Origin of the sequence: Plantactinospora sp. CA-290183 (assembly GCF_050936375.1) — a bacterium.
Lineage (GTDB): Bacteria > Actinomycetota > Actinomycetes > Mycobacteriales > Micromonosporaceae > Plantactinospora.
The window spans coordinates 26,779-52,107 of sequence record NZ_JBNJMX010000007.1 but is presented as its reverse complement, the minus strand read 5'-3'; the positions used below and the strand labels follow the sequence as shown (position 1 = coordinate 52,107).

General features: G+C 72.8%; 21 protein-coding genes and 2 pseudogenes. 9 read left to right on the top strand and 14 right to left on the bottom strand.

The features are described from left to right. The first annotated feature begins 71 nt into the window (after positions 1–71). Positions 72–1,928, top strand: coding sequence for a serine hydrolase (locus ACQEUR_RS14820; RefSeq protein WP_433030539.1), 1,857 nt, complete (start codon positions 72–74; stop codon positions 1,926–1,928). Between the two features lie 28 nt (positions 1,929–1,956). On the opposite strand, the gene valS is transcribed toward ACQEUR_RS14820, so the two are convergent. From valS to ACQEUR_RS14795, 5 genes are all read right to left on the bottom strand, one after another. Beyond that, complete coding sequence (valS, locus tag ACQEUR_RS14815; RefSeq protein WP_433030537.1) at positions 1,957–4,566, bottom strand: valine--tRNA ligase; 2,610 nt, start codon at positions 4,564–4,566, stop codon at positions 1,957–1,959. A gap of 133 nt (positions 4,567–4,699) precedes the next feature. After that, complete coding sequence (locus ACQEUR_RS14810; RefSeq protein WP_433031017.1) at positions 4,700–6,532, bottom strand: ABC transporter ATP-binding protein; 1,833 nt, start codon at positions 6,530–6,532, stop codon at positions 4,700–4,702. A 68-nt stretch (positions 6,533–6,600) separates the two neighbouring features. After that, positions 6,601–8,442 (bottom strand): ABC transporter ATP-binding protein, encoded by a 1,842-nt coding sequence (locus tag ACQEUR_RS14805; protein WP_433030535.1) that lies wholly within the window; start codon positions 8,440–8,442, stop codon positions 6,601–6,603. Positions 8,443–8,522: 80 nt separating this feature from the next. After that, on the bottom strand, positions 8,523–9,035 hold the full coding sequence (locus ACQEUR_RS14800; RefSeq protein WP_433030533.1) for a methylated-DNA--[protein]-cysteine S-methyltransferase: 513 nt from the start codon (positions 9,033–9,035) through the stop codon (positions 8,523–8,525). Further along, positions 9,032–10,504, bottom strand: a complete 1,473-nt coding sequence (locus ACQEUR_RS14795) for an AlkA N-terminal domain-containing protein (protein WP_433030531.1) — start codon at positions 10,502–10,504, stop codon at positions 9,032–9,034. Before ACQEUR_RS14795 ends, ACQEUR_RS14800 begins: the two co-directional genes overlap by 4 nt. A gap of 179 nt (positions 10,505–10,683) precedes the next feature. Between ACQEUR_RS14795 and ychF the strand changes: the two genes are divergently transcribed. From ychF to ACQEUR_RS14770, 5 genes are all read left to right on the top strand, one after another. Further along, a complete protein-coding gene (gene ychF / locus ACQEUR_RS14790; RefSeq protein ID WP_433030529.1) occupies positions 10,684–11,772 on the top strand; it encodes a redox-regulated ATPase YchF in 1,089 nt (362 codons plus the stop codon). Between the two features lie 60 nt (positions 11,773–11,832). Continuing rightward, positions 11,833–12,303, top strand: coding sequence for a GNAT family N-acetyltransferase (locus ACQEUR_RS14785; RefSeq protein WP_433030527.1), 471 nt, complete (start codon positions 11,833–11,835; stop codon positions 12,301–12,303). Positions 12,304–12,305: 2 nt separating this feature from the next. Next, the gene (locus ACQEUR_RS14780) at positions 12,306–12,683 is read left to right on the top strand and encodes a hypothetical protein (protein WP_433030525.1); all 378 of its coding nucleotides are present in this window, start codon (positions 12,306–12,308) and stop codon (positions 12,681–12,683) included. A gap of 142 nt (positions 12,684–12,825) precedes the next feature. Further along, positions 12,826–13,026 carry a hypothetical protein gene (locus tag ACQEUR_RS14775; RefSeq protein WP_433030523.1) on the top strand — a complete coding sequence of 67 codons (201 nt, stop codon included), beginning with the start codon at positions 12,826–12,828 and terminating at the stop codon, positions 13,024–13,026. Between the two features lie 35 nt (positions 13,027–13,061). Next, complete coding sequence (locus ACQEUR_RS14770; protein ID WP_433030521.1) at positions 13,062–13,355, top strand: hypothetical protein; 294 nt, start codon at positions 13,062–13,064, stop codon at positions 13,353–13,355. 35 nt (positions 13,356–13,390) lie between these two features. Here ACQEUR_RS14770 and ACQEUR_RS14765 read toward each other — a convergent pair whose 3' ends face one another. Further along, positions 13,391–13,753, bottom strand: coding sequence for a PH domain-containing protein (locus tag ACQEUR_RS14765; protein ID WP_433030519.1), 363 nt, complete (start codon positions 13,751–13,753; stop codon positions 13,391–13,393). 51 nt (positions 13,754–13,804) lie between these two features. Next, the gene (locus ACQEUR_RS14760; RefSeq protein WP_433030517.1) at positions 13,805–14,116 is read right to left on the bottom strand and encodes a 4a-hydroxytetrahydrobiopterin dehydratase; all 312 of its coding nucleotides are present in this window, start codon (positions 14,114–14,116) and stop codon (positions 13,805–13,807) included. 234 nt (positions 14,117–14,350) lie between these two features. Between ACQEUR_RS14760 and ACQEUR_RS14755 the strand changes: the two genes are divergently transcribed. Further along, complete coding sequence (locus ACQEUR_RS14755; protein ID WP_433031014.1) at positions 14,351–14,791, top strand: (deoxy)nucleoside triphosphate pyrophosphohydrolase; 441 nt, start codon at positions 14,351–14,353, stop codon at positions 14,789–14,791. Positions 14,792–14,872: 81 nt separating this feature from the next. Here ACQEUR_RS14755 and ACQEUR_RS14750 read toward each other — a convergent pair. From ACQEUR_RS14750 to ACQEUR_RS14720, 7 genes and pseudogenes are all read right to left on the bottom strand, one after another. After that, a pseudogene (locus tag ACQEUR_RS14750) lies at positions 14,873–15,109 on the bottom strand (succinate dehydrogenase/fumarate reductase iron-sulfur subunit); the annotation flags it as partial. A gap of 54 nt (positions 15,110–15,163) precedes the next feature. Next, positions 15,164–15,952 (bottom strand): annotated as a pseudogene (locus ACQEUR_RS14745) (succinate dehydrogenase/fumarate reductase iron-sulfur subunit); the annotation flags it as partial. Beyond that, positions 15,952–17,922, bottom strand: a complete 1,971-nt coding sequence (locus ACQEUR_RS14740) for a fumarate reductase/succinate dehydrogenase flavoprotein subunit (RefSeq protein WP_433030515.1) — start codon at positions 17,920–17,922, stop codon at positions 15,952–15,954. The gene ACQEUR_RS14740 and the pseudogene ACQEUR_RS14745, both read right to left, overlap by 1 nt. 12 nt (positions 17,923–17,934) lie before the next feature. Beyond that, complete coding sequence (locus ACQEUR_RS14735; protein ID WP_433030513.1) at positions 17,935–18,756, bottom strand: hypothetical protein; 822 nt, start codon at positions 18,754–18,756, stop codon at positions 17,935–17,937. 266 nt (positions 18,757–19,022) lie between these two features. Continuing rightward, positions 19,023–19,712: a hypothetical protein gene (locus ACQEUR_RS14730; RefSeq protein WP_433030511.1), complete on the bottom strand. Its 690-nt coding sequence runs from the start codon at positions 19,710–19,712 to the stop codon at positions 19,023–19,025. Positions 19,713–19,760: 48 nt separating this feature from the next. Next, positions 19,761–21,155, bottom strand: coding sequence for a TldD/PmbA family protein (locus ACQEUR_RS14725; protein WP_433030509.1), 1,395 nt, complete (start codon positions 21,153–21,155; stop codon positions 19,761–19,763). 52 nt (positions 21,156–21,207) lie between these two features. Continuing rightward, positions 21,208–22,644 (bottom strand): TldD/PmbA family protein, encoded by a 1,437-nt coding sequence (locus tag ACQEUR_RS14720; protein ID WP_433030507.1) that lies wholly within the window; start codon positions 22,642–22,644, stop codon positions 21,208–21,210. A gap of 530 nt (positions 22,645–23,174) precedes the next feature. Here ACQEUR_RS14720 and ACQEUR_RS14715 point away from each other — a divergent pair. Together ACQEUR_RS14715 and ACQEUR_RS14710 are read left to right on the top strand one after the other, a co-directional pair. Next, positions 23,175–24,236 carry an ABC transporter ATP-binding protein gene (locus ACQEUR_RS14715; protein WP_433030505.1) on the top strand — a complete coding sequence of 354 codons (1,062 nt, stop codon included), beginning with the start codon at positions 23,175–23,177 and terminating at the stop codon, positions 24,234–24,236. Then, the gene (locus tag ACQEUR_RS14710; RefSeq protein ID WP_433030503.1) at positions 24,233–25,285 is read left to right on the top strand and encodes an ABC transporter ATP-binding protein; all 1,053 of its coding nucleotides are present in this window, start codon (positions 24,233–24,235) and stop codon (positions 25,283–25,285) included. Before ACQEUR_RS14715 ends, ACQEUR_RS14710 begins: the two co-directional genes overlap by 4 nt. Positions 25,286–25,329: the final 44 nt, after the last annotated feature.

The following is a 25,329-nucleotide window of genomic DNA, read 5'->3' as shown; positions in this document are numbered from 1 at the left end:
AACTTCTCTGTTCTTGAATATGACGTAGGAAAGCTTCATGCTGGTGCGACAGCTGGCAGGAAGGTGCGGCGATGCCCGGTCCGAGGATTTCCCGAAGTGCCGTCGGCGGTGCGGTCAGCGCGGTGCTCCTGGTCGCGGCGCTGGCGCCCGGCCACCCGGCCGCCGCCGCACCCGACGCCGCCCGCCCCGGGGCCGGCGACGAACGCCCCGTCGGGGCGCGGGCCGCCTGGCTGACCGGGCCGCCGACGGTCGACCCGGGCGACATCCGGTTCGAACGGCGCATCCTGCGCGCCGGCACCGCCCGGGAGGTGGGGCTGCTTCCCGAGTACGTGGACCGGCTCCGGGCCGACGCCGAGGCGTACCTGGCGCCGACGCCGGACCATCCGAACTATCCGACGTACGCCGGGGCGGTGCTGCTCGCCGCGAAGGACGGGGTGGTCGTCCGGCACGACGCGGTCGGCACGGCGGTGAAGTACGGCGCGGTCGGGCCGGCCCCCGAGCGGGTCGGCGTCGAGTTGCCGGCCGAGCAGCAGATCCCGATGCGCCCCGACACCATCTTCGACCTCGCCTCCATCTCCAAGCTCTTCACCGCCGTGGTGGCGCTGCGGCAGGTCGAGCGGGGCCGGATCGACCTGGACGCGCCGGTGGTCCGCTACCTGCCCGAGTTCGCGGCGGGTGGCAAGGAGGCGGTCACCGTACGGATGCTGCTGACCCACACCGCCGGGCTGCCCGCGTTCGCTCCACTGTGGAGTAGTTATCCGACGCCGGCGCAGCGGCGGGCGGCGGCGCTGGCCACCCCGTTCGCCGCCGGGGCCAGTCCGGGCAACCAGTACGTCTACTCCGACCTCGGGCTGATCGCCCTCGGCGTACTGCTGGAACGGCTGACCGGTCGACCGCTGGACCAGCTCGTGGCCGCCGAGGTGACCGGGCCGCTGCGGATGGCGGACACCGGCTACAACCCGTCGGCCGCGCTCCGTCCCCGGATCGCGGCCACCGAATACCAGCCGTACGCGGGGCGGGGCATGGTCTGGGGCGAGGTGCACGACGAGAACGCATGGTCGCTGGACGGGGTGGCCGGACACGCCGGGCTCTTCTCCACCGCCGGCGACCTGGCGATCTTCTGCCAGATGCTGCTGAACGGCGGTGAGTACCGGGGCGCGCGGATCCTGCGGGAATCCACCGTGCGGACGATGCTGGTCAACTACAACGCCGCGCTGGAGAGCCGCCATCCGGACAGCGACCGGGGGCTCGGCTTCGAGCTGAACAAGCACTCGTACATGGGACCGCTCGCCTCGCCCGTGACCTTCGGGCACACCGGGTTCACCGGCACCTCGATCGTGATCGACCCCCTGACGCACACGTTCCTGATCCTGCTCGCCAACCGGGTGCACCCGGACCGGGCCTGGGGCACCAACACCGTCGCCCGGCGGGCGCTCGCCCGCGACCTGGCGTACGCGACCCCGGTCCGGCCGCCGCTGGGTGGCACCGCCTGGCGGGCCGACGACCGCGACGGCGGCAGCGTCACCCTGACCGCGCCGCTGCGCCGCCCGGCCGACCGCGGATTCGCCAGCTTCCACCTCTGGTACGACACCGAGCCCCGGTACGACGTGCTGCGCTTCGAGGCCTCCGTCGACGGGGGCGCGAACTGGGCACCGGTCGAGGTGACGCTCTTCGGGCCCGGCCGCAGCTGGACCGCCGACGGCGAGGTCACCGGCTACGGCGGGCGGCGCTGGTGGCAGGCGTACGCGCAACTGCCGGCCGGCGCCACCGCACTGCGCTGGAGCTACACCACCGACGCCAGTGCCCGGGGCCGGGGCGTCTACGTCGACCGGGTGTTGGTGGCCGGCGCGAGCGGACTGCTCTTCCACGGCGAGGGTCCGGACGCCGGCCGGTTCGCCGCCGCCGGCTGGAGCCCCGCCCGGGACTGAGCGACCGGGGGGCCGCCGGAGCCCCGGTTCAGACCGCGCAGGCGATGACCAGCTCCGGGGTGCGGTCCGGGAGGAAGTCGAGCTTGCCGATCCGGCCCGCCGCCCGCAGGTCGCCGGCGATGAGGGCGAGCTGCTCCAGCATCGCCGCCGGGCCGAGCGCCTCGGCGAGCGGGACCTCGGTGCGCATCGACAGTTTCCGTTCCGACTTGGCCCGGCGCACCTGGGTCAGCGCCGCGCCGGCCAGCGCCAGCAGCGCCGGGTCACCGTCGGCGGCCACCCGGGCGACCTCGTACGTCGTCGGCCACGGCGAGCGGTGCACCGAGCCGTACCGCCACCAGGACCAGACCTCCTCGGTCACGTACGGCAGGAACGGGGCGAAGAGCCGCAGCTGCACCGAGAGCGCGGTGGCCAGCGCCGCCCGGGCCGACTCCGCCCCGGCCCCCGTGCCGTAGGCGCGTTCCTTCACCAACTCGATGTAGTCGTCGCAGAACGTCCAGAAGAACGCCTCGGCGGCCTGGAGCGCGTCGGTGTGGTCGTACCGGTCGAAGGCGGCGGTGGCGGTGGCGACCACGGTGGAGAGTCCGGCGAGCATCGAGCGGTCCAGCGGCTCGGCGACCGGCGCCCGCAGGGCGTCGGCGGCGCCGAGGCCGAGGGCGAACTTCGACGCGTTGAGCAGTTTGGTGGCCAGCCGGCGGCCCACCCGGATCTGACCCGGGTCGAAGGCCAGGTCGGTGCCGGGGCGGCCGTTGGCCGCCCAGTACCGCACCGCGTCCGGCCCGTGCTCCGCCAGCAACCCCATCGGGGTGAGGACGTTTCCCTTGGACTTGGACATCTTCCTGCGGTCCGGATCGAGGATCCAGCCGGAGAGCACCGCGTCCCGCCAGGGCAGCACGCCCTGTTCCAGGTGCGCGCGGACCAGGGTCGAGAAGAGCCAGGTACGGATGATCTCCTGTCCCTGCGGACGCAGGTCCATCGGGAAAACCCGGGCGAAGAGGTCCGGATCCCGCTCCCAGCCGCCGACGATCTGCGGCGTCAGCGACGACGTCGCCCAGGTGTCCATGACGTCCGGGTCCGCGATGAAACCGCCCGGCTGGCCGCGCTGCGACTCGGTGTAGCCGGCCGGCACCTCCGAGGTCGGGTCAACGGGCAGCAGGGCCTCGTCCGGCGTGAGAGGCTGGGCGTAGTCCGGCTCGCCAACGTCGTCGAGCCGGTACCAGACCGGGAACGGCACCCCGAAGTAGCGCTGGCGGCTGATCAGCCAGTCTCCGGTGAGGCCGGTCACCCAGTGCTCGTAGCGGTGCCACATGTGCGCCGGCACCCAGTTCAGCTCCCGCCCCCGGGCCAGCAGGTCGGCGCGCAGCTCCGCGTCCCGCCCGCCGTTGCGCAGATACCACTGCCGGGTCGAGATGATCTCCAGCGGGCTGTCGCCCCGCTCGTAGAACTTCACCGGATGGGTGACCGGGGTCGGCTCGCCGACCAGGTCTCCGGAGGCCGTCAACAGCTCCACGATCCGGCGCCGGGCCGCGGTGACGAACCGGCCGGCCAGTTCGGCGTACGGGGCCGGGTCGAGGCCCGCTGGAGGATCGGGGAGCAGCCGTCCGTCCCGGCCGATCACCACCCGGGTTGGCAGCCGCAGCTCCCGCCACCAGGTCACGTCGGCCAGGTCGCCGAAGGTGCAGACCATCACCAGTCCGGTGCCCTTGGCCGGGTCGGCGAGCGGATGCGCGTACACCGTCACCTCGGCGCCGAACAGCGGCGTCCGGACGGTGCCGCCGACCAGGTCGGCGTAGCGCTCGTCGTCCGGGTGGCAGACCAGTGCCACGCAGGCGGGCAGCAGCTCCGGCCGGGTGGTCTCGATGTGGACGTACCGTTCCTCCCGGTCCGGGCCGGCGGCGGGCGGGGTGCCGGCGCTGCCCGGACCGGCAGCCACCACCTCGAACCGGAGCCGGTGGTACGCACCCGGCCGCTCCCGGTCCTCCAGCTCGGCCTGCGCCACCGCGGTGCCGAAACCCACATCCCAGAGCGCCGGCGCCTCGGCCGTGTACGCCTCGCCCCGGGCCAGGTTGCGCAGGAAGGCCCGCTGCGCGGTGCCCCGGGCCGCCGGACCGATCGTGGTGTACGTCAGCGACCAGTCCACCGACAGCCCGAGCCGCCGCCACAGCGCCTCGAAGACCTGCTCGTCCTCGGCGGTCAGCCGGGCACAGAGCTCCACGAAGTTGCGCCGCGAGATCGCCACCGGCCGCTTGCGGGCGGCCTCGCCGACCGGCGCCTGCGGCGGCTGCCACTCCGGGTCGTACGGCAGGCTCGGGTCGCACGTCACCCCGTAGACGTTCTGCACCCGGCGCTCGGTGGGCAGCCCGTTGTCGTCCCAGCCCATTGGGTAGAAGACCGTCCGGCCGCGCATCCGCTGGAACCGGGCCACCGTGTCGGTGTGGGTGTACGAGAAGACGTGCCCCATGTGCAGTTCGCCCGACACGGTCGGCGGCGGGGTGTCGATGGCGTACACGTCCGACCGGCTCTTCGACCGGTCGAACGCGTAGGTGCCCTCCGCCTGCCAGCGGTCCGCCCACTTCTCGGCCAGCCCGTCCAGGCTCGGCCGCTCGGGGACACCGCGCTGGGAACGATCCGGGTCGGTCATTGGCCGATGGTACGCCCAGCCCGGTGGCCGGCTGGCCGGGTTTTCCACAGCGGGGCGGGCGGCCGGGCCGAGGTGTTAGGAGGGGGCCCTTCCTCTACAGAAAGCGATAGGAAGGGGCCCTTCCTTACACCCGTTACACCAGGGAGTCGCGCCACTGCTGGTGCAGGGCGGCGTACCGGCCGCCCCCGGTGATCAGTGCGGCCGGGGCTCCGTCCTCGACGATCCGCCCGGCGTCCAGCACCAGGACCCGGTCGGCGATCTCCACGGTGGAGAGGCGGTGCGCGATGACGATCGCGGTCCGCTCGGCCAGGACGGTCCGCAGCGCCCGCTGGACCAGCCGCTCGCTCGGCACGTCCAGCGACGAGGTGGCCTCGTCGAGGATCAGCACCGCCGGGTCGGCGAGGAACGCCCGGGCGAACGCGACGAGCTGACGTTGCCCGGCGGAGAGCCGGCCGCCGCGCCGGTGCACGTCGGTGGCGTACCCCTCGGGCAGGGCCGCGATGAAGTCGTGCGCGCCGATGGCCCGGGCGGCGGCCTCGACCTCCGCGTCCGGCGCCCCGGGCCGGCCGAACCGGATGTTGTCGGCGACCGATCCGGAGAAGAGGTGGTTCTCCTGGGTCACCATCACCACCGCGCGGCGCAGGTCGGCGTCGGCCACCTCGCGCAGGTCGATCCCGTCCAGGCTGACGGTGCCGCCCGTCGGGTCGTAGAACCGGGCCACCAGCTTGGCCACCGTCGACTTGCCGGCTCCGGTCGCCCCGACCAGCGCCACGGTCTGGCCGGCCGGGATCCGCAGGCTCAGCTCGGGCAGGATCGGGGTGCCCGCCCGGTACCCGAAGCTGACCGCCCGGAACTCGACCGCGCCGCGTACCGGCCCGGACGGCAACGGCCGGGGGTGGGCCGGCTCCGGCACCGCCGGTCGCTCGTCGAGCACCCCGGCCAGCTTCTCCAGGGCGGCGGTGGCGGACTGGAGGGAGTTGTAGAACTGGCTCAGCTCCTGCATCGGCTCGAAGAACCGGCGCAGGTAGAGCAGAAAGGCGGCGAGTACCCCGATCTCCACCTCGCCGTGCAGCACCCGGCTGCCGCCGTACGTCAACACGACCGCGATCGTCACGTTGCCGGTCAGTTTGATCGCCGGGGAGTAGACGGCGATCAGCCGGAACGCCCGCAGGTTGGCCCGCCGGTAGTCGTCGTTGACCGCGGTGAAGATCTGCTGGTTGCGCGGCTCGCGGCGGAACGCCTGGACCGCCCGGATCCCGCCCAGCGACTCGACGAAGTGGACGATCACCAGCGCGACCGCCTCCCGGGTGCGCCGGTACGCGTGCGCGGAGGCGCGGGCGAACCAGCGGGACAGCCAGAGCAGGAACGGGAACGCGAACAGGGTGACCACGGCCAGGGGCGGGTCCAGCCAGAGCAGGACCCCGGCGACCGAGACGATGGAGAGCCCGGCCAGGACCAGGTCGTCGATGCCGCCGTCGACCAGTTCGGCGATCGAGTCCATGTCGCTGGTCAGCCGGGCGACCAGCCGGCCCGAGGTGTACCGCTCGTGGAAGCCGACCGAGAGCCGCAGGAAGTGGTCGTACACCCGGCGGCGCAGGTCGAGCAGGATGGCCTGGCCGATCCGCGCGGAGAGGTTGAGGAAGCCGCGCTTGCCGGCGTACTCGGCGGCGGCGGCCAGCGCGAACGCCCCGGCGACGGCGGTGAGCGGTCCCGGGTCACCGCCGCGCAGGGGCGTGATGGCCCGGTCGATGCCGAGCATCACCAGGTACGGGCCGGCCATTCCGGCCGCGTTCTGCACCAGCAGCAGCGCCACGGCGACGCCGACGAGCCGCCGGTGCGGGCGTACCAGCGAGCCGAGCAGTGTCCGGCTGCGGGCCCGGAGCCGGGCGATGGCGGGCGCGCTGTCCGCCTCCGCCGCGGTGCGGTCCGCGTCCGCCTCGGCCGCGATGCCGCGCCAGTCGGTCACGTCGGCCCCGGCGGCGGGCGTGCCGGGTGGCCCGCCGGGCGCCGCCCCTGGGGTGGGCTGGCCGGCCGTCACGAGCGGACGAGCCCGACGTCGTCGCTGTGGCCGGCGTCGGCGGCCAGCATCGACCGGTACGCCGGTACGCCGGCCAGCAGTTCGGAGTGGGTGCCGACGGCCGCGATCCGACCGTCGGCGAGCAGCGCCACTCGGTCGGCGAGCGCGATGGTCGACGGCCGGTGCACCACGAGCAGGGCGGTGGTGTCGCGCAGCACCCGGGCGAGCGCCTCCTCCACCAGCGCCTCGGTGTGCACGTCGAGTGCGGAGAGCGGGTCGTCGAGGACCAGCACCCCCGGCCGGCCCAGTACGGCGCGGGCCAGCGCCAGCCGCTGCCGCTGACCACCGGAGAGCGACAGCCCCTGTTCCCCGATCCGGGTGGCCAGCCCCCACGGCAGGTCGTGCACGAAGTCGGCCTGGGCGACCCCGAGCGCGGCCAGGACCTCCGCCTCGTCCGCGTCCGGCCGGCCCAGGGTGAGGTTCTCCCAGACCGACATGGAGAAGAGGGTGGGGTCCTCGAACGCGACGCCGACCGTCCGGCGCAGCGAGTCGAGCCGGATGTCGCGGACGTCCCGCCCGTCCAGGGTGACCCGGCCGGCGGTGACGTCGTGCAGCCTCGGTACCAGCGACAGCAGGGTGGTCTTCCCGGACCCGGTCGCGCCCACCACGGCCAGGGTCTCGCCGGGGCGGACGCTGAGGTCGACGCCGCGCAGCACCGGTGCGCCGCCCGGATAGCCGAACCACACGTCCTGGAGGACCACGGCGGTGCCGGTGCCGCCCGGGAGCGGCAGCGACACCGCGTCGGGCCGGTCGACGACGGCGGGACGGGTGTCCAGCACCTCGTGTATCCGGTCGCTGGCGCTGATCGCCTCCTGACCGTTGGCGATGATCCAGCCGAGCGATTCGATCGGCCAGATCAGCATCAGTTGCAGGGTGACGAAGGCGACCAGCTCGCCGATGGTCAGCCCGCCGTGCGCGACGGCGACCGTACCGGCGACCAGCACCACGCCGAGGGTCAGGTTGGGCACCAGGTCGAACTGGGCCGAGGTACGGGCCAGCAGCCGGGCCTTGCCGATCGCGGTGTCGTGCAGCTGGCGGGTGCCGCCGGCGAACCGGTGCCGCATCTCCGGCCGCCGCCCGAACGCCTTGATCGTGCGCAGGCCCTGCGCCGACTCCTCGATCAGGGTGGCCAGGTCGCCCTGCTCGTCCTGCAGGCGCCGGGCGGCCCGCAGGTAGGCGCGGGTGAAGCGGCGACTCACCACGAACAGCGGGACCGCGCTCGCGGCGACCAGCAGGCCGAGCGGCCAGTGCAGCGCGATCAGCAGCGCGACCACGGTGACGTAGGTGGTGATGTTGACGACGAGGAAGATCAGCCCGAAGGAGAGGAACCGCCGGATCACCGAGAGGTCGCTGGTCACCCGGGAGAGCAGTTGGCCGGACTGCCACCGGTCGTGGAAGCCGATGTGCAGCCGTTGCAGGTGGGCGTAGAGCTCGTCCCGGATGGCGGCCTCCATCCCGACCGCCGAGGAGGACTGTGCCCAGCGCCGGACGAAGATGAGCAGCGCCTCCGCGATCCCGAGCACCAGCGCCAGCGCGCCGAGCCGGAGCAGGCCGTCGGGGTCGCGGTGTGCGATCGGCCCGTCCACCACCTGCCGCACCACCAGCGGTACGGCGATGCCGGCCCCGGTCGCCGCGAACGCCGCGAGCAGCAGCCAGACCAGGTGCCAGGTGTACGGGCGTACGTACCGGCGCAACCGCCAGAGATTGCGCGGCAACCGGGCGCGGGACGGGCGTGCGCGGTACGGCCGGAAGGGCCGGCCGGCCCGGACCGCGGGCTCGTCGTCACGATCCGGGGGCATCTTCCGACGGTACGGCAACCGGCGGCGGTGGTTGAGTCGTGTTGCTGTCAGCTACCGACCCGCCACCGGCTACCGGTCCGTCACTCGCCGAGCTGGCGCCGCTCGTGCTCCAGCAGCCAGGTCTTGACCGGCAGTCCCCACCGGTAGCCGCCGAGGCCGCCGTCGGTGCGCAGTACCCGGTGGCAGGGGACGAAGAGCGCGGCGGCGTTGCGGGCACAGGCCGCCGCCGCGGCCCGGATCGCCCGGGGCCGGCCGGCCAGTTCGGCGTAACCGGTGTAGGTGACGGGTTCGCCGGGCTTGACCTGTCGCAGCGTCCGCCAGGCGTGTGCCATGAAGGCGCCGTCGGTGTGCTGCTCGACCGGCACCCCGTCGATCGCCGCGAGGTCACCGTCCAGATAGGAGCGTACGGCGGCGGTCACCGGTCCGAGGTCGGCCCGGGTCCGCACCGGTGCCCGCAACCGGGGGTGTACGAGCCCGAGCAGCGCCTCGGCGTCGGGGGTGAACCCGGCCGCGTGGACCGCCCCGTCCGGGCCGGCCAGGATCGTCAACGGTCCCGCCGGGGTCCGCATGGTGCTGGCGTGTGTCTCGGTCATTCCGCTCTCCACAATCTGATCACCGCGTACGAGCGCCAGGGCCGCCACCGGCCGGCGTACGCGTCGAGGGTCTTCGGGTCGTCGGGGAGGCCGAGCGCCGCGGCGCCCTGCCGTACCCCGAGATCGGTGCCGAGGAAGGTGTCCGGGTCTCCGACGCCGCGCATCGCGACGTAGCCGGCGGTCCACGGCCCGATTCCGGGCAGGGCGGTGAGCCGGCGGGCCAGTTCCGCCCGGTCGGCGCCCGGATCGAGGTCGAGCCGGCCGGCGGCGACCTCGGCGGCGACCGCCCGGATGCTCGCCCGCCGCGCCGCCGGCATGCCGAACGCGGAGTCCGGCAGCGCCAGCACCTCCTCGGCCGACGGAAACGGTCGCAACCCGCGACCGACCGGGGTGCCGTCGGCGTCCGCGCCGGCCGCATGGTCGACGGGACCGGCGGTGACGAGGCGGGCCAGCAGGGTGCGGGCACCCGCCACGGAGACCTGCTGGCCGACGATCGCCCGGACCACCATCTCGAAGCCGTCGACCGCGCGCGGCACCCGTACCCCGGGCTCCTTCGCGACGGCGGCGGCGAGTGCCGGGTCGGCGGCGAGCGTCGCGTCCACGGCCTCCGGGTCGGCGTCCAGGTCGAGCAGCCGGCGGCACCGGGCCACCGCCGGGGCCAGGTCCCGCACGTCGGTCAGCCGCAGCGTGGCCGTGACGTACCCGGGCGTGGGCGTCAGGGTGACCTCCGCCGGGCCGTGCGGCAGGCGCAGCCCCCGGTGGTACGACCCGGCGTCGACCTCCTCCACCCCGGGCACCGCGCGCAGGGCGAGGAAGTCGAGCAACGCCCCGGCGTGCAGCGGCGGCCGGTACGCCAGCCGCAGGGTGAGCGCGCCCGGTGCGCCGGAGCCGGCCCGGGCCGCGCGAGCGCGGGCGGCGGTCCGCAGGTCGGAGGGGGCGACCGCGTACACCTCGCGGATCGTGTCGTTGAACTGCCGCACGCTGCCGAAGCCGGCCGCGAAGGCGATCTCGGCCAGGCCGAGTTCGGTCGTCTCGACCAGGATCCGCGCGGTCTGTGCCCGCTGGGCGCGGGCCAGCGCCAACGGACCGGCGCCCACCTCGGCGACGAGCATCCGGTGCAGGTGCCGTTCGGTGTAGCCGACCCGGGCGGCCAGACCCGGGATGCCCTCCCGGTCCACCACCCCGTCGCCGATCAGCCGCATCGCCCGCCCGACCACGTCGGCCCGGATGTCCCAGTCCGGCGAGCCGGGTACGGCGTCCGGCCGGCACCGCCGGCAGGCGCGCAGGCCGGCGCGCTGCGCGGCAGCGGCGGAGGGGAAGAACCGGACGTTCTCCCGCTTCGGGGTCGTCGCCGGACAGGACGGCCGGCAGTAGATGCCGGTGGTGGTGACGCCGGTGTAGAACCAGCCGTCGAAGCGCTGGTCGCGGCTGTCGACGGCCCGGTAGCACCGCTCGAAGTCCAGGTCCATGCCGCAATAGTGCCGCCTCGCGGTGGCGTTGACTCGCGGAAATCGGACCTGGCCGTGTTCCTCCGTTCGGCCGGTGCCCCGGGGCACCTCGTAGACTCGGCGGGTGGCCGGGCCGGCGGAGGCCGGCCGGCGCGCCGACACGCAGGCGCAGGGCAACGAGAGAGAGCGGTCGCGTTCGCATGACTTCACTGACCATCGGCATCGTCGGCCTGCCCAACGTCGGCAAGAGCACGCTGTTCAACGCGCTGACCAAGAACGACGTCCTCGCGGCCAACTACCCGTTCGCCACCATCGAGCCCAACGTCGGCGTGGTCGGCCTGCCGGACGAGCGGTTGGCCAAGCTCGCCGAGATCCACGACTCGCAGAAGATCATGCCGGCGCCGGTCTCGTTCGTCGACATCGCCGGCCTGGTTCGGGGCGCGTCGAAGGGGCAGGGCCGGGGCAACGCGTTCCTCGCCAACATCCGCGACGCCGCCGCGATCTGCCAGGTGGTCCGGGTCTTCTCCGACCCGAACGTGGTGCACGTCGACGGCAAGGTGTCACCGGGCGACGACATCGAGACGATCAACACCGAGCTGATCCTCGCCGACCTGCAGACCCTGGAGAAGGCGCTGCCCCGGCTGGAGAAGGAGGCGAGGGTCCGCAAGGACCGGGCCGCCGCCGTCACGGCCGCGAAGAAGGCCGCCGAACTGCTCGACACCGGGGTCACCCTCTACGCGGGCGCGGCCCGCGCCGGCATCGACGTGGCCGAGCTGCGCGAGCTGCACCTGCTGACCACCAAGCCGTTCCTGTACGTCTTCAACGTCGACGAGGCGGAACTCGCCAACGCGGAGCTGCTGGACGAGCTGCGCGCGCTGGTGGCGCCGGCCGAGGCGGTCTTCATGGACGCGAAGGTCGAGTCGGAGCTGACCGACCTGCCGGCCGAGGAGGCCCGGGAGCTGCTGGAGTCGATCGGGCAGTCCGAACCCGGGCTCGACCAGCTGATCCGAATCGGCTTCCGCACGCTGGGCCTGCAGACGTACCTCACCGCGGGGCCGAAGGAGACCCGGGCCTGGACCGTTCCGGTCGGGGCGACCGCCCCGGAGGCGGCCGGGGTGATCCACACCGACTTCCAGCGGGGCTTCATCAAGGCCGAGGTCGTCTCGTTCGACGACCTGGTGGCGGCGGGGTCGATGGCTGCCGCCAAGTCCGCCGGCAAGGTGCGGATCGAGGGCAAGGACTACGTCATGCGCGACGGCGACGTGGTGGAGTTTCGCTTCAACGTCTGAGCGCCGCGCAGCCCGGACACGACGATCTTCCAGGGTGAGCCGCGCGCCTAGGGTACGTACGTGGACACGATCACACTCGAACCCATGACCGAGGAGCAGTACCGGCGCTACCGGGAGAGCGCCGAGGTCGACTACGCCCGGGGCATCGCCGCCAGCGGCGCGATGCCCGAGCCGGATGCCCGGCAGAAGGCGCACGACGACTACGCTCGGCTGCTTCCCGACGGCCTGGGCACGGAGGGGCACCGCCTCTGGGCCGCGTACGCCGGTGATGTCGAGGTCGGCATGGTGTGGCTGCATCTGCGGCGGAAGTCGGACGGGCTGCACGCCTTCGGCTACGACTTCGAGGTGCGCGAGGAGCTGCGGCGCAGGGGCCACGGTCGGGCGATCATGGAGGCCGTCGAACGGGTCTGCCGGGACCTGGGTGTGGTGTCGATCGGGCTGAGCGTGTTCGGCTTCAACCAGGGTGCCCGGAGGCTGTACGAGCAGATGGGCTTCGAGACGACCACGGTCCAGATGCGCAAACGGCTGTAGGCGTGCGGCGGGAGTTCCGGCGGCATGCCCGGTGGTGCCCGAAGGGCCGGCCGCCGGGCGGCCGTCGGCTGGACCTCTTCCCCGACTACTCCGCCTTCCCGGTGTGGGAGCGGGACGGCATGTCCCGGCCGAAACGTCTCGGCATCCCGGCCGAGCTCGCCGAGGCGTTGACCGCCTGGCGGCAGTGGTGGGAACGGCACGCCGAGTACGGCGGCGGCGAGCCGGCCGACGCCGCGCAGCGGGCGGCCTGGTACGAGCGGGGTGCGGTGCTGGCCGACCGGCTCGCCCGACAGACCGGTGCGGAGGTGGTCTACCTCTGGTCGGCCGGCGACCGCGATCAGGAATGCGGGACCTGCGGCCCGGACGCGCGGACGCGGTAGCCGGGATGCCGCGACACGTCCGCGGGATCGAGCCGTCCGGTTTGGCTCGGCTCCATCCGGGTAGCGCACCGTTGCGAGGCGAGCGCACCGCCACCGGCGCGACCGCGCCGGACCGGGACGCGGCGAGGGACAGGGGTACGCGATGACGAGCGGCGATCGGCAGGCTGGGGAACGCGGCGCGGCGGAGGAGCAGAGCGGTGCGCCGATGACGGAGACCGAGATGCGCGCGAACCAGCGTCCGCCGGGCAACCCGGAGGGACACGAGGCGGACTCCCGGATGGAGGGCTACGCGGAGTCCGAGAACCCGGGCACGGACGCGGGCGACCAGGCGGACCAGCGGTGAGCGGCCCGCCGGTACGGGGCTGACGGCCTCCGGAGATGACCAGGAACGCGTCGGCGGCGGTGGCCGCCTCCAGCGAGTGGGTGGACGACACCGGGACGCGCCAGCCGGGCGGCGAGGTGCACGCGTGGCGACAGGGGCAGAACCAGACCCTCTGCGGGCTGGCGCTGAGCCGCTCGGCGTTGCGGCGCTTCCCGCACGTCGCCTTCGAGTACGCGGCGACCGACGTGCTGACCGAGGCGGACGAGGTGGGGCACATCTGTCCCCGCTGCGTCGCCGCCACCGGTGGACGTCGGCGCCGCCCCCGGCCCCGTACGTCACGGCGCCCGTGACCCCAGGGGTCTGCCCACCCGGTCCGGGGTGAGGTTCACGAGATGTAGTGCAGGATGACGTTGTGCACGTGGTGGCTCTTCTGGTCGCCCCGGAACTCCACCTCGTAGGTGTGGGTGCCGACGTGGATGGCGATCGCGCCGGTGGAGAAGAACGAACCGCCCCAGGACTTGTTGCTGACCACGCTCACACTGGTGATCTTCGAGTACGGGATGCTGGTGATCGCGTACTTCTTGCCGACGAACGACCTGTCCTGGATGATCACGCGGCGGTCGGTCAGGCCGATGAACCCGGTGCCCGCGCCGACCGCGTCGTAGACGGCGATGACCTGCTCCCCGTCGAGCAGCCCGCTCTGGATCTGCTGGTACTGCTCACGGCGGTCATAGGTGACGTTTGCCATGATCCGAGACTAGGCGGGCCGCGCCACCGCGCCGGCCCCGCCGACGGTGGGTCAGGGGGCGCTGGTCACCGCTCGGTAGATGTCCTCGATGCGGGCCGCCAGCGTGACCTCGCCCTCGGTGATCTCGCTGCCGTCCCGTGGGCCGATCGTGATCTGGGTGTGCCCGTCGAGCCGCCGGATCCCGGGGCGCAGGTGCAGCGCGTCTGCGATGATCTTCAACCGCTCGGTGAGGGCGGCGTGCTGCGTGTCGTCGAGTACCAGAGTCCGCTTGATCTGCTGTCCCTCGCGGGTCCAGTCGCCCAGTAGGGTGAGTGCGTCGCTCAGGTAGTCGTGGTCCGTCCGGCCACGCCAGAGAGCACGCATCCCCATACCTCCCGGGCGTCGTTGCCGGCTCGTGGCCAAATCGTCGCCATCCCGTGTCTCGGTGGTGTTCCCTAGTCTGTCGCTGAGCGGCTGGTGTGTCCACGTCCACCCCTCCGTCTTCTATTGGCCGTGGGGACGGCTCCGCTACCCGAAATGCCGATTGATCTGGCACGCTGGACGCCCGTGCAGACCGAATGGGCGAGCGGTGACGACCGGGACGAGCCGGCCGGGGCGATGGGCGATCGCGGACAGCGGGGACCGAGGGTCGTGGTGGGGGCGGCGATCATCGCGCGGGGCCGGGTCCTGGCCTGCTCCCGGACCGGTCCGCCGGAGGTCGCCGGCCGGTGGGAGTTCCCGGGCGGCAAGGTCGAACCCGGGGAGACCGAGGTGGCCGCGCTGGTGCGCGAGTGCGCCGAGGAACTCGCCGTGCGGGTCGAGGTCGGCCAGCGGATCGGCCGGGACGTCCGGATGGGGCACGGCCGCTCCGTGCTCAAGGTGTACGCCGCGCGGCTCGTCGGGGACACCGAGCCGCAGCCGCTGGAGCACTCCGAACTGCGCTGGCTGAGCCCGGACGAGCTGGACAGCGTCGCCTGGCTGCCCGCCGACGAACCGATCGTCGCGGCCCTGCGCCCCGTCCTGGTCACCGAGGCCGACCGGGCCGCCCGCGACGGCTGAGCACCGGAAGGCGGCTACCCGACGAGGGGCCCGAACGCGGCGGTGGGGTCGCCGGACGGCGACCCCACCGTGCGTACGAGATCAGCGCGGCTGGTCCGGGTGGCTGAAGTTCAGCTCGCTGCTCGGCAGTGGGAAGGTCACGTCGTCGCCGAACGGCGACGGCGCGGCGGCCCGGTCGAAGGTGAACTCGCTGATCGGCAGCCGGCCGCGGGAGTCCACCGGCGGGCCCTGCGGCTGCGGCACCTGCCGGCCCCAGTGCACACCCCGGTCGGCCTCCGCCTCCGCCTGTGGTTCGTGGGACGCGCCGGCATGCGTGTGCGCCTCACCAAGTTCGTCGGGATCCCGCCGAGCGCCGCCCTGCTCGCCCTCGGCCTGCCCACGTCGGAAGATCTTGCTACCGAGCCACACAAGAGGATCGTACCTGCGATCGACGACGCGTTCCTTCATAGGGATGATCGCGTTGTCGGTGATTTTGATGTGTTCGGGGCAGACCTCTGTGCAGCACTTGGTGATGTTGCAGTAGCCGAGCCCCTGTGACGCCTGGGCGTACTCCTTGCGGTCACTCTTCGCGTCGAGCGGGTGCATGTCCAGCTCGGCCGCCCGGATGAAGTAGCGCGGCCCGGCGAAGGCCTTCTTGTTCTCCTCGTGGTCCCGCACCACGTGGCAGGTGTTCTGGCACAGGAAGCACTCGATGCACTTCCGGAACTCCTGTGAGCGCTCGACGTCGACCTGCTGCATCCGGTACTCGCCGGGGGCGAGCTCCGCCGGCGGGGCGAAGGCCGGGGTCTCCCGCGCCTTCTCGTAGTTGTACGAGACGTCGGTGACCAGGTCCCGGATGATCGGGAAGGTCCGGAGCGGGGCGATGGTGACCGTCTCGGCCTCCTCGAACGTCGACATCCGGGTCATGCAGCCCAGCCGCGGCATGCCGTTGATCTCCATCGAGCAGGAGCCGCACTTGCCGGCCTTGCAGTTCCACCGGCAGGCCAGGTCGGGCGCCTCGGTCGCCTGCAACCGGTGGATGACGTCGAGGACGACCTCGCCCTCGTTGACCTCGACCTGGTAGTCCGTCAGGTCGCCACCGGTCTCGTCGCCGCGCCACACCCGGAAGTGACGGGTACCGCCGGCCTTGCCGGTCCCATCCGGCGCGTTCTGCTTGCCCATTACTTGGCCGCCTCCTCAGCGTGCGCGTCCGTGGTGCGGGCGTCTGTGGCGAGTGCGTCTCCGGCGAGCGCGTCTCCGGCGAGCGCGTCGAAGTCGGACAGCTCCTCGTCGGTCAGGTACTTCGACAGCTCGCCCCGGTCGAAGAGCCGGATCAGCTCGGCGCGCATCTTCGGCAGCGGCTTGTGCTCCAGCCGTACCTTGTCGCCGTCCAGCGAACAGACCAGGTTGAGCGTGCGCCACTTCGGCGCCATGGCCGGGAAGTCCTCCCGGGTGTGCCCGCCGCGCGACTCCTCCCGCTCCAGCGCCGCCCGCGCGGTGCACTCCGAGACCACCAGCATGTTGCGCAGGTCCAGGGCGAGGTGCCAACCCGGGTTGTACCGCCGGCCACCGGCGGCGCCGACCCGGGTCACCCGGTCGCGCAGGTCGGCGAGCCGGACCAGCGCGTCCTCCAGCTCACCCTTGCGCCGGATGATCCCGACCAGATCGCCCATCACGGCCTGCAGGTCCTGCTGCAACGTGTACGGGCTCTCGCCGCCGTCCCGCTCCAGCGGGGCGAGCGCCCGGTCCACCGCCGCCTCCACGTCCGCCGCCGACACCTTCGGCCGGGCGTCCAGCCCCTCGGCGTACGTCGACGCGTACCCGCCGGCGCGCCGGCCGAAGACCAGCAGGTCGGACAGGGAGTTGCCGCCGAGCCGGTTGGAGCCGTGCATGCCGCCGGAGACCTCACCGGCGGCGTACAGCCCGCGCACGTGCCCGGCCGCGGCCCCGCTGTCGGGGTCGACCTCCACACCACCCATCACGTAGTGGCAGGTCGGGCCGACCTCCATCGGCTCGGCCGTGATGTCGACGTCCGCAAGCTCCTTGAACTGGTGGTACATCGAGGGGAGCCGGCGCCGGATCTCGTCGGCCGGCAGCCGGCTGGCGATGTCCAGGTAGACGCCGCCCGCCGGCGTACCCCGACCGGCCTTGACCTCGGAGTTGATGGCCCGGGCGACCTCGTCGCGGGGGAGCAGCTCCGGTGGGCGCCGGTTGTTGTCCGGGTCGGTGTACCAGCGGTCCGCCTCCTCCTCGGTCTCCGCGTACTGCTTGCGGAAGACGTCGGGGACGTAGTCGAACATGAACCGCTTGCCGTCGGAGTTCTTCAGCACGCCGCCGTCACCGCGGACCGACTCGGTGACCAGGATGCCCTTCACCGACGGCGGCCAGACCATGCCGGTCGGGTGAAACTGGAGGAACTCCATGTTGATCAGCGTCGCCCCGGCCCGCAGCGCCAGCGCGTGCCCGTCGCCGCTGTACTCCCAGGAGTTCGAGGTCACCTTGTACGACCGGCCGACGCCACCGGTGGCGAGCACCACGGCCGGCGCCTCGAAGAGGACGAACTCGCCGGACTCGCGGTAGTAGCCGAACGCTCCGGCGATCCGGTCGCCGTCGAGCATCAGCTCGGTGATCGTGGTCTCCGCGAAGACCTTGATCCGGGCGTCGTAGTCGCCGTACTCCCGCTTGTCCTCCTGCTGCAACGAGACGATCTTCTGTTGCAGGGTGCGGATCAGCTCCAGCCCGGTCCGGTCGCCGACGTGCGCCAGCCGCGGGTACTCGTGGCCCCCGAAGTTGCGCTGGGAGATCTTCCCGTCGCCGGTACGGTCGAAGAGCGCCCCGTACGTCTCCAGCTCCCAGATCCGCTCCGGCGACTCCTTGGCGTGCAGCTCCGCCATCCGGAAGTTGTTGAGGAACTTGCCACCCCGCATGGTGTCCCGGAAGTGGACCTGCCAGTTGTCCCGGCTGTTCACGTTCCCCATCGCGGCGGCGGCGCCGCCCTCGGCCATCACCGTGTGGGCCTTGCCGAACAGCGACTTCGAAATGATCGCGGTCCGCTTGCCGGCGAGCCGGGCCTCGATCGCCGCCCGCAGGCCGGCACCGCCGGCACCGATGACGACGACGTCGTAGTGGTGTCGTTCGATTCGGGTAGTCATGTCAGAGGCCCTTTAGTTGATGAACCGCAGGTCGTCGAACCAGTTGGCGGAGAGCGCCATGACGTAGAAGTCCGCCACCGCCAGGGTGCCGAGGGTGATCCAGGCGAGCTGCATGTGCCGCACATTCAGCTTCGAGACGACGGTCCAGAAGCGGTACCGGACCGGGTGCTTGGAGAAGTGCTTCAACCGGCCGCCGGCGATGTGCCGGCAGGAGTGGCAGGAGAGCGTGTACGCCCAGAGCATCACCACGTTGGTGAGCAGGACCAGGTTGCCCAGGCCGAAGCCGAAGCCCTTGGGACTGTGGAAGGCGAGGACCGCGTCCCAGGTGTTGATCAGCGCGATGATCGAGGCCGCGTAGAAGGTGTACCGGTGCAGGTTCTGGCCGAGCAGCGGGAAGCGGGTCTCCCCGGTGTAGGTCTTGTGCCCGTCCGGCACGGCACAGGCCGGCGGCGAGAGCCAGAAGGACCGGTAGTAGGCCTTGCGGTAGTAGTAGCAGGTCAGCCGGAACAGCAGCAGGAACGGCAGGGTCAGCGCCGCGTCCGGGATGATCCACCAGCCGGGCAGTACCCGGCCGAAGTGCGCTGCCTCGGGGATGCAGCGTTCGGTGACGCACGGTGAGTAGAACGGGGTCAGGTAGTGGAACTCGTCGACCCAGTACCACTTGTGCATGAACACCCGCACCGTGGCGTAGGTGACCCACGCGCCGAGCCCGACCACCGTGATCAGCGGAGCGAACCACCAACGGTCGGTACGCAGGGTTTTCGCCGCGATTGCCGCGCGCTGCCGCACGCTCCCCGGCAGTCCGGCCGGAGGCGGGGCCGTCCTCGTAGTCATCTATGTCTCCCTGACGGGGCCCGGTCTGGCTGACGGGCACTGATGGTGTTCCGACGGGGCGCGCGGGGGCAGGGGGAACCCCGCAGCCGCGCTACCTGCGTCCGCGTCGGTGCACACGTTACGCCGCACGTTGACGGGCACACGCGCAAGGGAGTCTCGCGGGTTTTCCGCCGGTTACGAAAGTCCCGCCGCCCGATCCGGGCACGGTTGTGCAGAACCTCACTCGCCGCGACCGGGTGCCGGCGTGGGCCGGATGCGGCGGAGTGTCAGAGGTCGGGGGCGGCGAGGCGCCGGGCGGCGGCGGCGCACGCCTCGGGTCCGCGCTGCAACCGGTCCAGCATCGGTCGGCCGTCCCGGTCCTGCGGCGCGAGGAAGAAGGCCGGCTCGCCGTTGGTGACCTGCCGGTCCAGGGCGTCGGCGAAGCTGGTACGCGCGTCGAGGAGCTGCCGCCAGCCGTCGTCCCGGCGGCTGGCGTCCTCGTCGTCGTCCTCGTCCCGCCACTGGCCGGGCAGGCGGTCGATTTCGGACAGGAACGGTCGCAGGGCGGCGTTCTCGTTCCGGATCGCCGCCGCCCGCTGCCCCGGGTTGACCGTCGCCCCGGGCGGGGTCAGCCGGTTGAGCCGCTTCTCCAGGTCGGCGCAGGCGGATTCGGCCCGCGCGTGCACCTGACGGCCGTGGTCGGCCTCGCGGGCCAGCTTGCCGAAGGTGGCGGCGAGCGCGCCGAAGCAGCCGCAGACCAGCAGGACGAACACGGCCGCCCCCGCGATCGCGGCGATGGTCAGCCGTCGTCGACGCCGGTTCACCGGGCCGGACGGGCCGGGTTCGGCCGGTGCCGGGTCGGGCGTCCCGGTGGCCAGCGGCGGTCGGTCGGGCTCGCCGACGGGGGAGCCGGTGGCGCCGTACCGGCCGATCCCGGTCCCGTCGTCCGCGGTCGGGGTGCTCGCGTCGTCCGTCACGCCGCACAGTCAAGCACCGTTGTCCCGGCCCGGCATACCCGGTGCCGGTCAGCCGGACGCGCCGCCGGTGAAGTTCCACGAGGTCAACCGCAGTGCGGGCGCGGACCACCACGCCGAGACGAAGTTGACCGGCTGCAGTACGGCGTGCCGGCCGACCCCGAGCACCCCACCCGGGGCGAGGGCCTGCGGGTACGACTGGGTGAAGCGGAGGTTCTGGACCGCGGTGGTCGCCTCGCCGTCCTCGATCAACCACACACCGTTGCGGGTGAGCCCGGTGACGACCAGGCTCATCGGGTCGAGCACCCGGGTGTACCAGAGGTCGGTGACGAGCAACCCCCGGCGTACCCCGGCGACCAGTTCGGCGGTGTCCGAGTCGACGATCGGGCCGGACACCTCGGTGGCCGGGGGCGCTCCCGCACGGGCGGCCGGCAGGAGTCCGACGTGGAGCGGCAGCGCTCCGGCCGAGGCGCCGCCGGGCATCGCGTGCCCGGTCGAGGCGGTGCCGGCCGCGGCGGCGGTACGCCGGTCGTGTGCCACCGTGGCGGTGACGCCCCGCTCGACCAGGGGTACCCGGGCCCGGGGCGTGCCCTCCGCGTCGTACGGCAACGCCGGGGTGGCCGCCGGGTCGTCCACCAGCGTGACCGCCGGATCGAACTGCTCCGCCCCCGGCACCGCGAAGGACCGCCGCTCGATGTACGCCTTGCCGTTGAAACCGAACATCGAGAAGTTCTGCAGCAGGTCGGCCACGGCGGTCGGCTCCAGCACCACCTCGTAGCGTCCGGGCGGCAGCTCCACCGGGGCCACCCCGGCGCGGGCCTTCACCGACGCCCGGGCCCCGAGCACCCCGCCGGCGATCTCCGCCAGCCGGACGGACGCCAGCCGGGCCACCCCGTCCGCACCGCCGCAGCGGGCGATCCCGTCCATGGCCGCCTCGGTGCTCCGGCCGGTCACGGCCTGCCCGGCGGTGTTGGCAAAGGCGCCCTCCCGGCGCCCGGTGCGGCAGTAGCCGGCCGCCTCCAGACCACCGGCCGCGTCGACGAACTCCCGGACCCGTTCGGCCCGTTCCGCCGGGCTGGCGGCGGCGGTCTGCTCGTCCCAGTTGCCGGTGCCGGCCAGCGGGGTCGGGGCGGTCAGCCCCGGCCAGGCCGGGTCCGGGGGGCAGTGCCGGGCCGCGGTCACGGTGCGCTCCACCAGCCCGCGCAGCCCCTCGTCGCCGACGACCGTGGTGGAACCCTCGGCGGTCCGCCCGTCGAGGTGCAGCCGCAGCCGTACCGTGGTGGTCGCGTCGGCGACGTTCTGGTGGATGTACGAGTTGGCGAACCGGGTCAGCGCCGACTCGGTGTGCTCCGCGGTGACCTCGGCCTGGGCGGCCGGGCCGGCCAGCTCCCGGACCAGGTCGACCACCTGGCCGGCGACGTCGAGTTGGGACTTCACCGTGCTCATCCTCCACTCCGGAGCGCTTCGCGGGCCGAGGTCCGGACCGGACCGCGCAGGTTCACCCGCGTACTCCGACCCGTACCCCGGTGAACCGGGCGGGCGCCGCCGGATGTCCGGTGTGGCCGGTCTGCCCTGGTTGACCCTTGCCGCAGTTCGGCGTCCCCCAGGAGACGATCTCCGAGGAGAGCATGTCCATCGAGCGCCAGAAGAGCGGGCCGATCCCGGTGTAGGTCGGGTTGCGCAGCATCCGGCCCCGGCGACCGTTCCTGACCTCCCAGCCGATCTCGCAGCCGAACTGGAAGTTGAGCCGCTTGTCGTCGATCGACCAGGAGCGGTTGGTCTCCATCAGCACGCCGTTGTCGGTCGCGGCGATGATCTCGTCCAGTGTGTGCGGTCCGGGCTCCAGGCCGACGTTCGTCATCCGTACCATCGGCAGCCGCGCCCAGCCGTCGGCCCGGACGCTGCCGGCGTAGTCCAGGCCGGCCACCGCGGCCGAGTCCCGCCCGGCCAGCGCACCCACCCAGCGCCCCTCGCGCACCGCGTCGCGCTTCGCCGCCGGGGTGCCCTCGTCGTCGTAGCCGAAGCTGCCGAGCGCGCCCGGGATGGTCGGGTCGATGGTGATGTTCATCAGCTCGGAGCCGTAGCGCAGCGCGCCGAACTGGTCCAGGTCGAGCCAGGAGGTGCCGGCGAAGGCGGCCTCCCAGCCGAGGATCCGGTCCAGCTCGATGGCGTGCCCGACCGACTCGTGGATCTGGAGCGCGAGCTGCTCGCCGCCGAGGATCAGGGTGGTCTCCCCGGCCGGGCAGAGCGGCGCGCGGCTCAGCTCGCGGGCCTCCTCCGCGATCCGCCCGGCGTGCGCGGTGAGGTCGAGCGAGTCGACCAGCTCCCAGCCCTGGGTGCCGTACTGGCCCCGGTAGCTGGGGTAGGAGCGCCGCTGGGTCTCGCCGTCGCCGATCACCGTGGCCGAGATGCCCGCGCCGCACTCCCGGATGTGCTGGTCGATGCGGTGCCCCTCGCTGGAGACGAACCACTTGCGGGTGTCCCAGATCTGGTAGAGCCCCTCGGCCTGGTCGGCGCCGTGCTCCCGGGACGTCGCGGTGGCCCGGACCAGCAGGTCGCCCTTGTCGGCCAGCGGCACCGAGAGCGGATCCCGGTCGCAGCGGGAACTCCACGATCCGGTGCTGGCCGGGACGGGTACGAGGTTGTTGCCGGGACCGGCCACCCGGCCGCTGGCGGCGGCGATCCGCGCGGCCCGCTCACCGGCCGCCCGCGCCGCCGGCCCGGTCAACTCGGGTACGGCGTAGAAGCCCCATCCGGAGCCGACCAGGGCGCGGACCCCGAGGCCGGCGCTCTCGTCCTGGACCAGCCCCTCGATCTCCCCGTTGCGGGCGGACATCGACTCGTAGCGCCGGTGCATCACCCGGGCGTCGGCGTAGCGGGCCCCGGCGTCGAGGGCCGCCTGCACCGCCGCCGTCGCGACGTCGAACTCGGCCATCGGCGTCTCCTCGCTGCGCTCGTGGCGTCCGTCCCCGACGGACCGGGTCGTCCGGGACGCCGATCGGATGCCGACCGGCACCCGATCATGGAACGAGCCTATGCGAGGGAAGCGGTTCAGCGCCCGGGTAGCAGGCTCTCGGGCCGGATTTCCGCCGTCACCGGCTCGGATCCGGGCGGTGACGTGGTAGTGCATCCGGCGGCTCGTCGTCGCCGCTGTCTCGGCCGGGCTGCCTCCATCCCGGCCGGCGTCGGTTTCGCATGATCCGCCGACACGTACGATCCATGTCGGACCGGTCGTGGTCGTCGGGGCGGGGGTCGACAGATCCCCAGCGGGGGCATTGAATAGGGGCCGGGGAGTGCCGTCCGACCTCCCCGGCACGCCGGGCTGGCAGATCGGCACCTGTAGCTTATTTTCAGTCCCCGCACTCTGTTGTAAGTTTCTCTTCACGCGTCGCACCGAGCGCCGGTCGCCGGTACCCGAGCGCGTGAACAGCGAAAACCCGCATCGGCGCACGGAGAGGGGCGGTCGTGGGCACACCGGCACCGACACCGACGACCGGTCCCTACCTGCGGGTCCGAGACCTGCGGGTGCGATTCCGGACCGAGGACGGCGTGGTGCGCGCGGTCGACGGCGTCTCGTTCGACGTCGAGCGGGGACGCACCCTCGGCATCGTGGGCGAGTCCGGCTCGGGCAAGAGCGTCACCAGCCTGGCCGTGCTCGGCCTGCACGACCCACGGCGTACCGAGATCACCGGTGAGATCCAGGTCGGCGGGCGGAACATCGTCGGGCTGGCCGACGCCGAGATCCGCCGGTTGCGTGGCCGGGACATGGCGATGGTCTTCCAGGACCCGCTCTCCGCGCTGCACCCCTACTACTCCGTCGGGCGGCAGATCGCCGAGGCGTACCGGGTGCACCAGCCGCGGGCCGGGCGCCGGGCGGCCCGGCGACGGGCGATCGAGATGCTCGACCGGGTCGGCATCCCGCAGCCGGCGCGCCGGGTGGACCAGTACCCACACGAGTTCTCCGGCGGCATGCGACAGCGGGCGATGATCGCGATGTCCCTGGTGAACAACCCCGACCTGCTCATCGCCGACGAGCCGACCACGGCGCTCGACGTCACCGTGCAGGCGCAGATCCTCGACCTGCTCGCCGACCTGCAGGCCGAGTTCAACTCGGCGATCATCCTGATCACGCACGACCTCGGCGTGGTCAGCCAGGTCGCCGACGAGGTCCTGGTGATGTACGCCGGCCGGGCCGTCGAGCACGGCAGCGTCGAGCAGGTGCTGCGCCGGCCGCAGCACCCGTACACCTGGGGGTTGCTGTCCAGCGTGCCCTCCCTGCACGGCGAGGCGGACGTGGACCTGATCCCGATCCGGGGCAACCCGCCGAGCCTGATCAACCTGCCCGCCGGCTGCGCCTTCCACCCCCGCTGCCGCTACGCGGGTGGCAACGGCGACCGTTCGTACACCGAGGTGCCCGAGCTGGCCCCGGTGACCGAGGCCGGGCACCTGGTCGCCTGCCACCTGCCGGAGGTTGAGCGGCGCCGCCGCTACGCCGACGAGATCGTCCGGGTGGGGGTGGCCCGATGACGGTGGAGGAACGCCTCGACGGCGCGCAGGCCGCGTCGCGACCGGCCCGGCCCGCTGGCGAGCCGCTGCTCGCGGTGACCGGCCTGACCAAGCACTTTCCGGTACGGCGCGGCTTCCGGGGCGGCGGCGCGGTGCGGGCCGTCGACGGGCTGGACTTCGAGGTCCGCCCCGGGGAGACGCTCGGGCTGGTGGGGGAGTCGGGCTGCGGCAAGACGACCACGGGTCGGCTGCTGGTCCGGCTGCTGGAGCCGACGGACGGGCGGATCGTCTTCGAGGGCCGCGACATCACCCACGCCCGCCGTGGTGCGTTGCGGCCGCTGCGCCAGGACCTGCAGATCATCTTCCAGGACCCGTACGCCTCGCTGAACCCCCGGCACACGGTCGGGCGGATCGTGGCGATGCCGCTGCGGGTGAACGGGATCTCCCCGCCGGGCGGGGTGCAGCGGCGGGTACGCGAGCTGCTGGAACTGGTCGGACTGAACCCGGAGCACTACAACCGCTATCCGCACGAGTTCTCCGGCGGCCAGCGGCAGCGCATCGGGATAGCCCGGGCGCTCGCCCTGCGTCCGAAGCTGATCGTGGCCGACGAGCCCGTCTCCGCACTGGATGTCTCGATCCAGGCCCAGGTGGTCAACCTGCTCCGCGACCTGCAACGGGAGCTGGATCTCGCCTTCGTCTTCATCGCGCACGACCTGGCGGTGGTGCGGCACTTCTCGCAGCGGGTGGCGGTGATGTACCTGGGGAAGATCGTGGAGATCGGCGACCGCGCGGAGATCTACGAGCGGCCCCGGCACCCGTACACCCGGGCGTTGCTGTCGGCCGTGCCGGACGTGACGAAGCTGGGCCGGGCCGGCCGGATCCGGCTCACCGGTGACGTGCCCACCCCGCTCGACCCGCCGTCCGGCTGCCGCTTCCGGACCCGCTGCTGGAAGGCGCGCGACGTCTGCGCGACCGAGGAGCCCGCCCTCGTCGTCCGTGACGGCGGCACCTCGGCGGCGGCCTGCCACTTCCCCGAGGAAGGCGCTCTGCACAGTGAGTGCGAGGAGTGAGCCGGGTTTGCGAGCCCCGCAGTCGCGAACGGAGGCTCCACAGT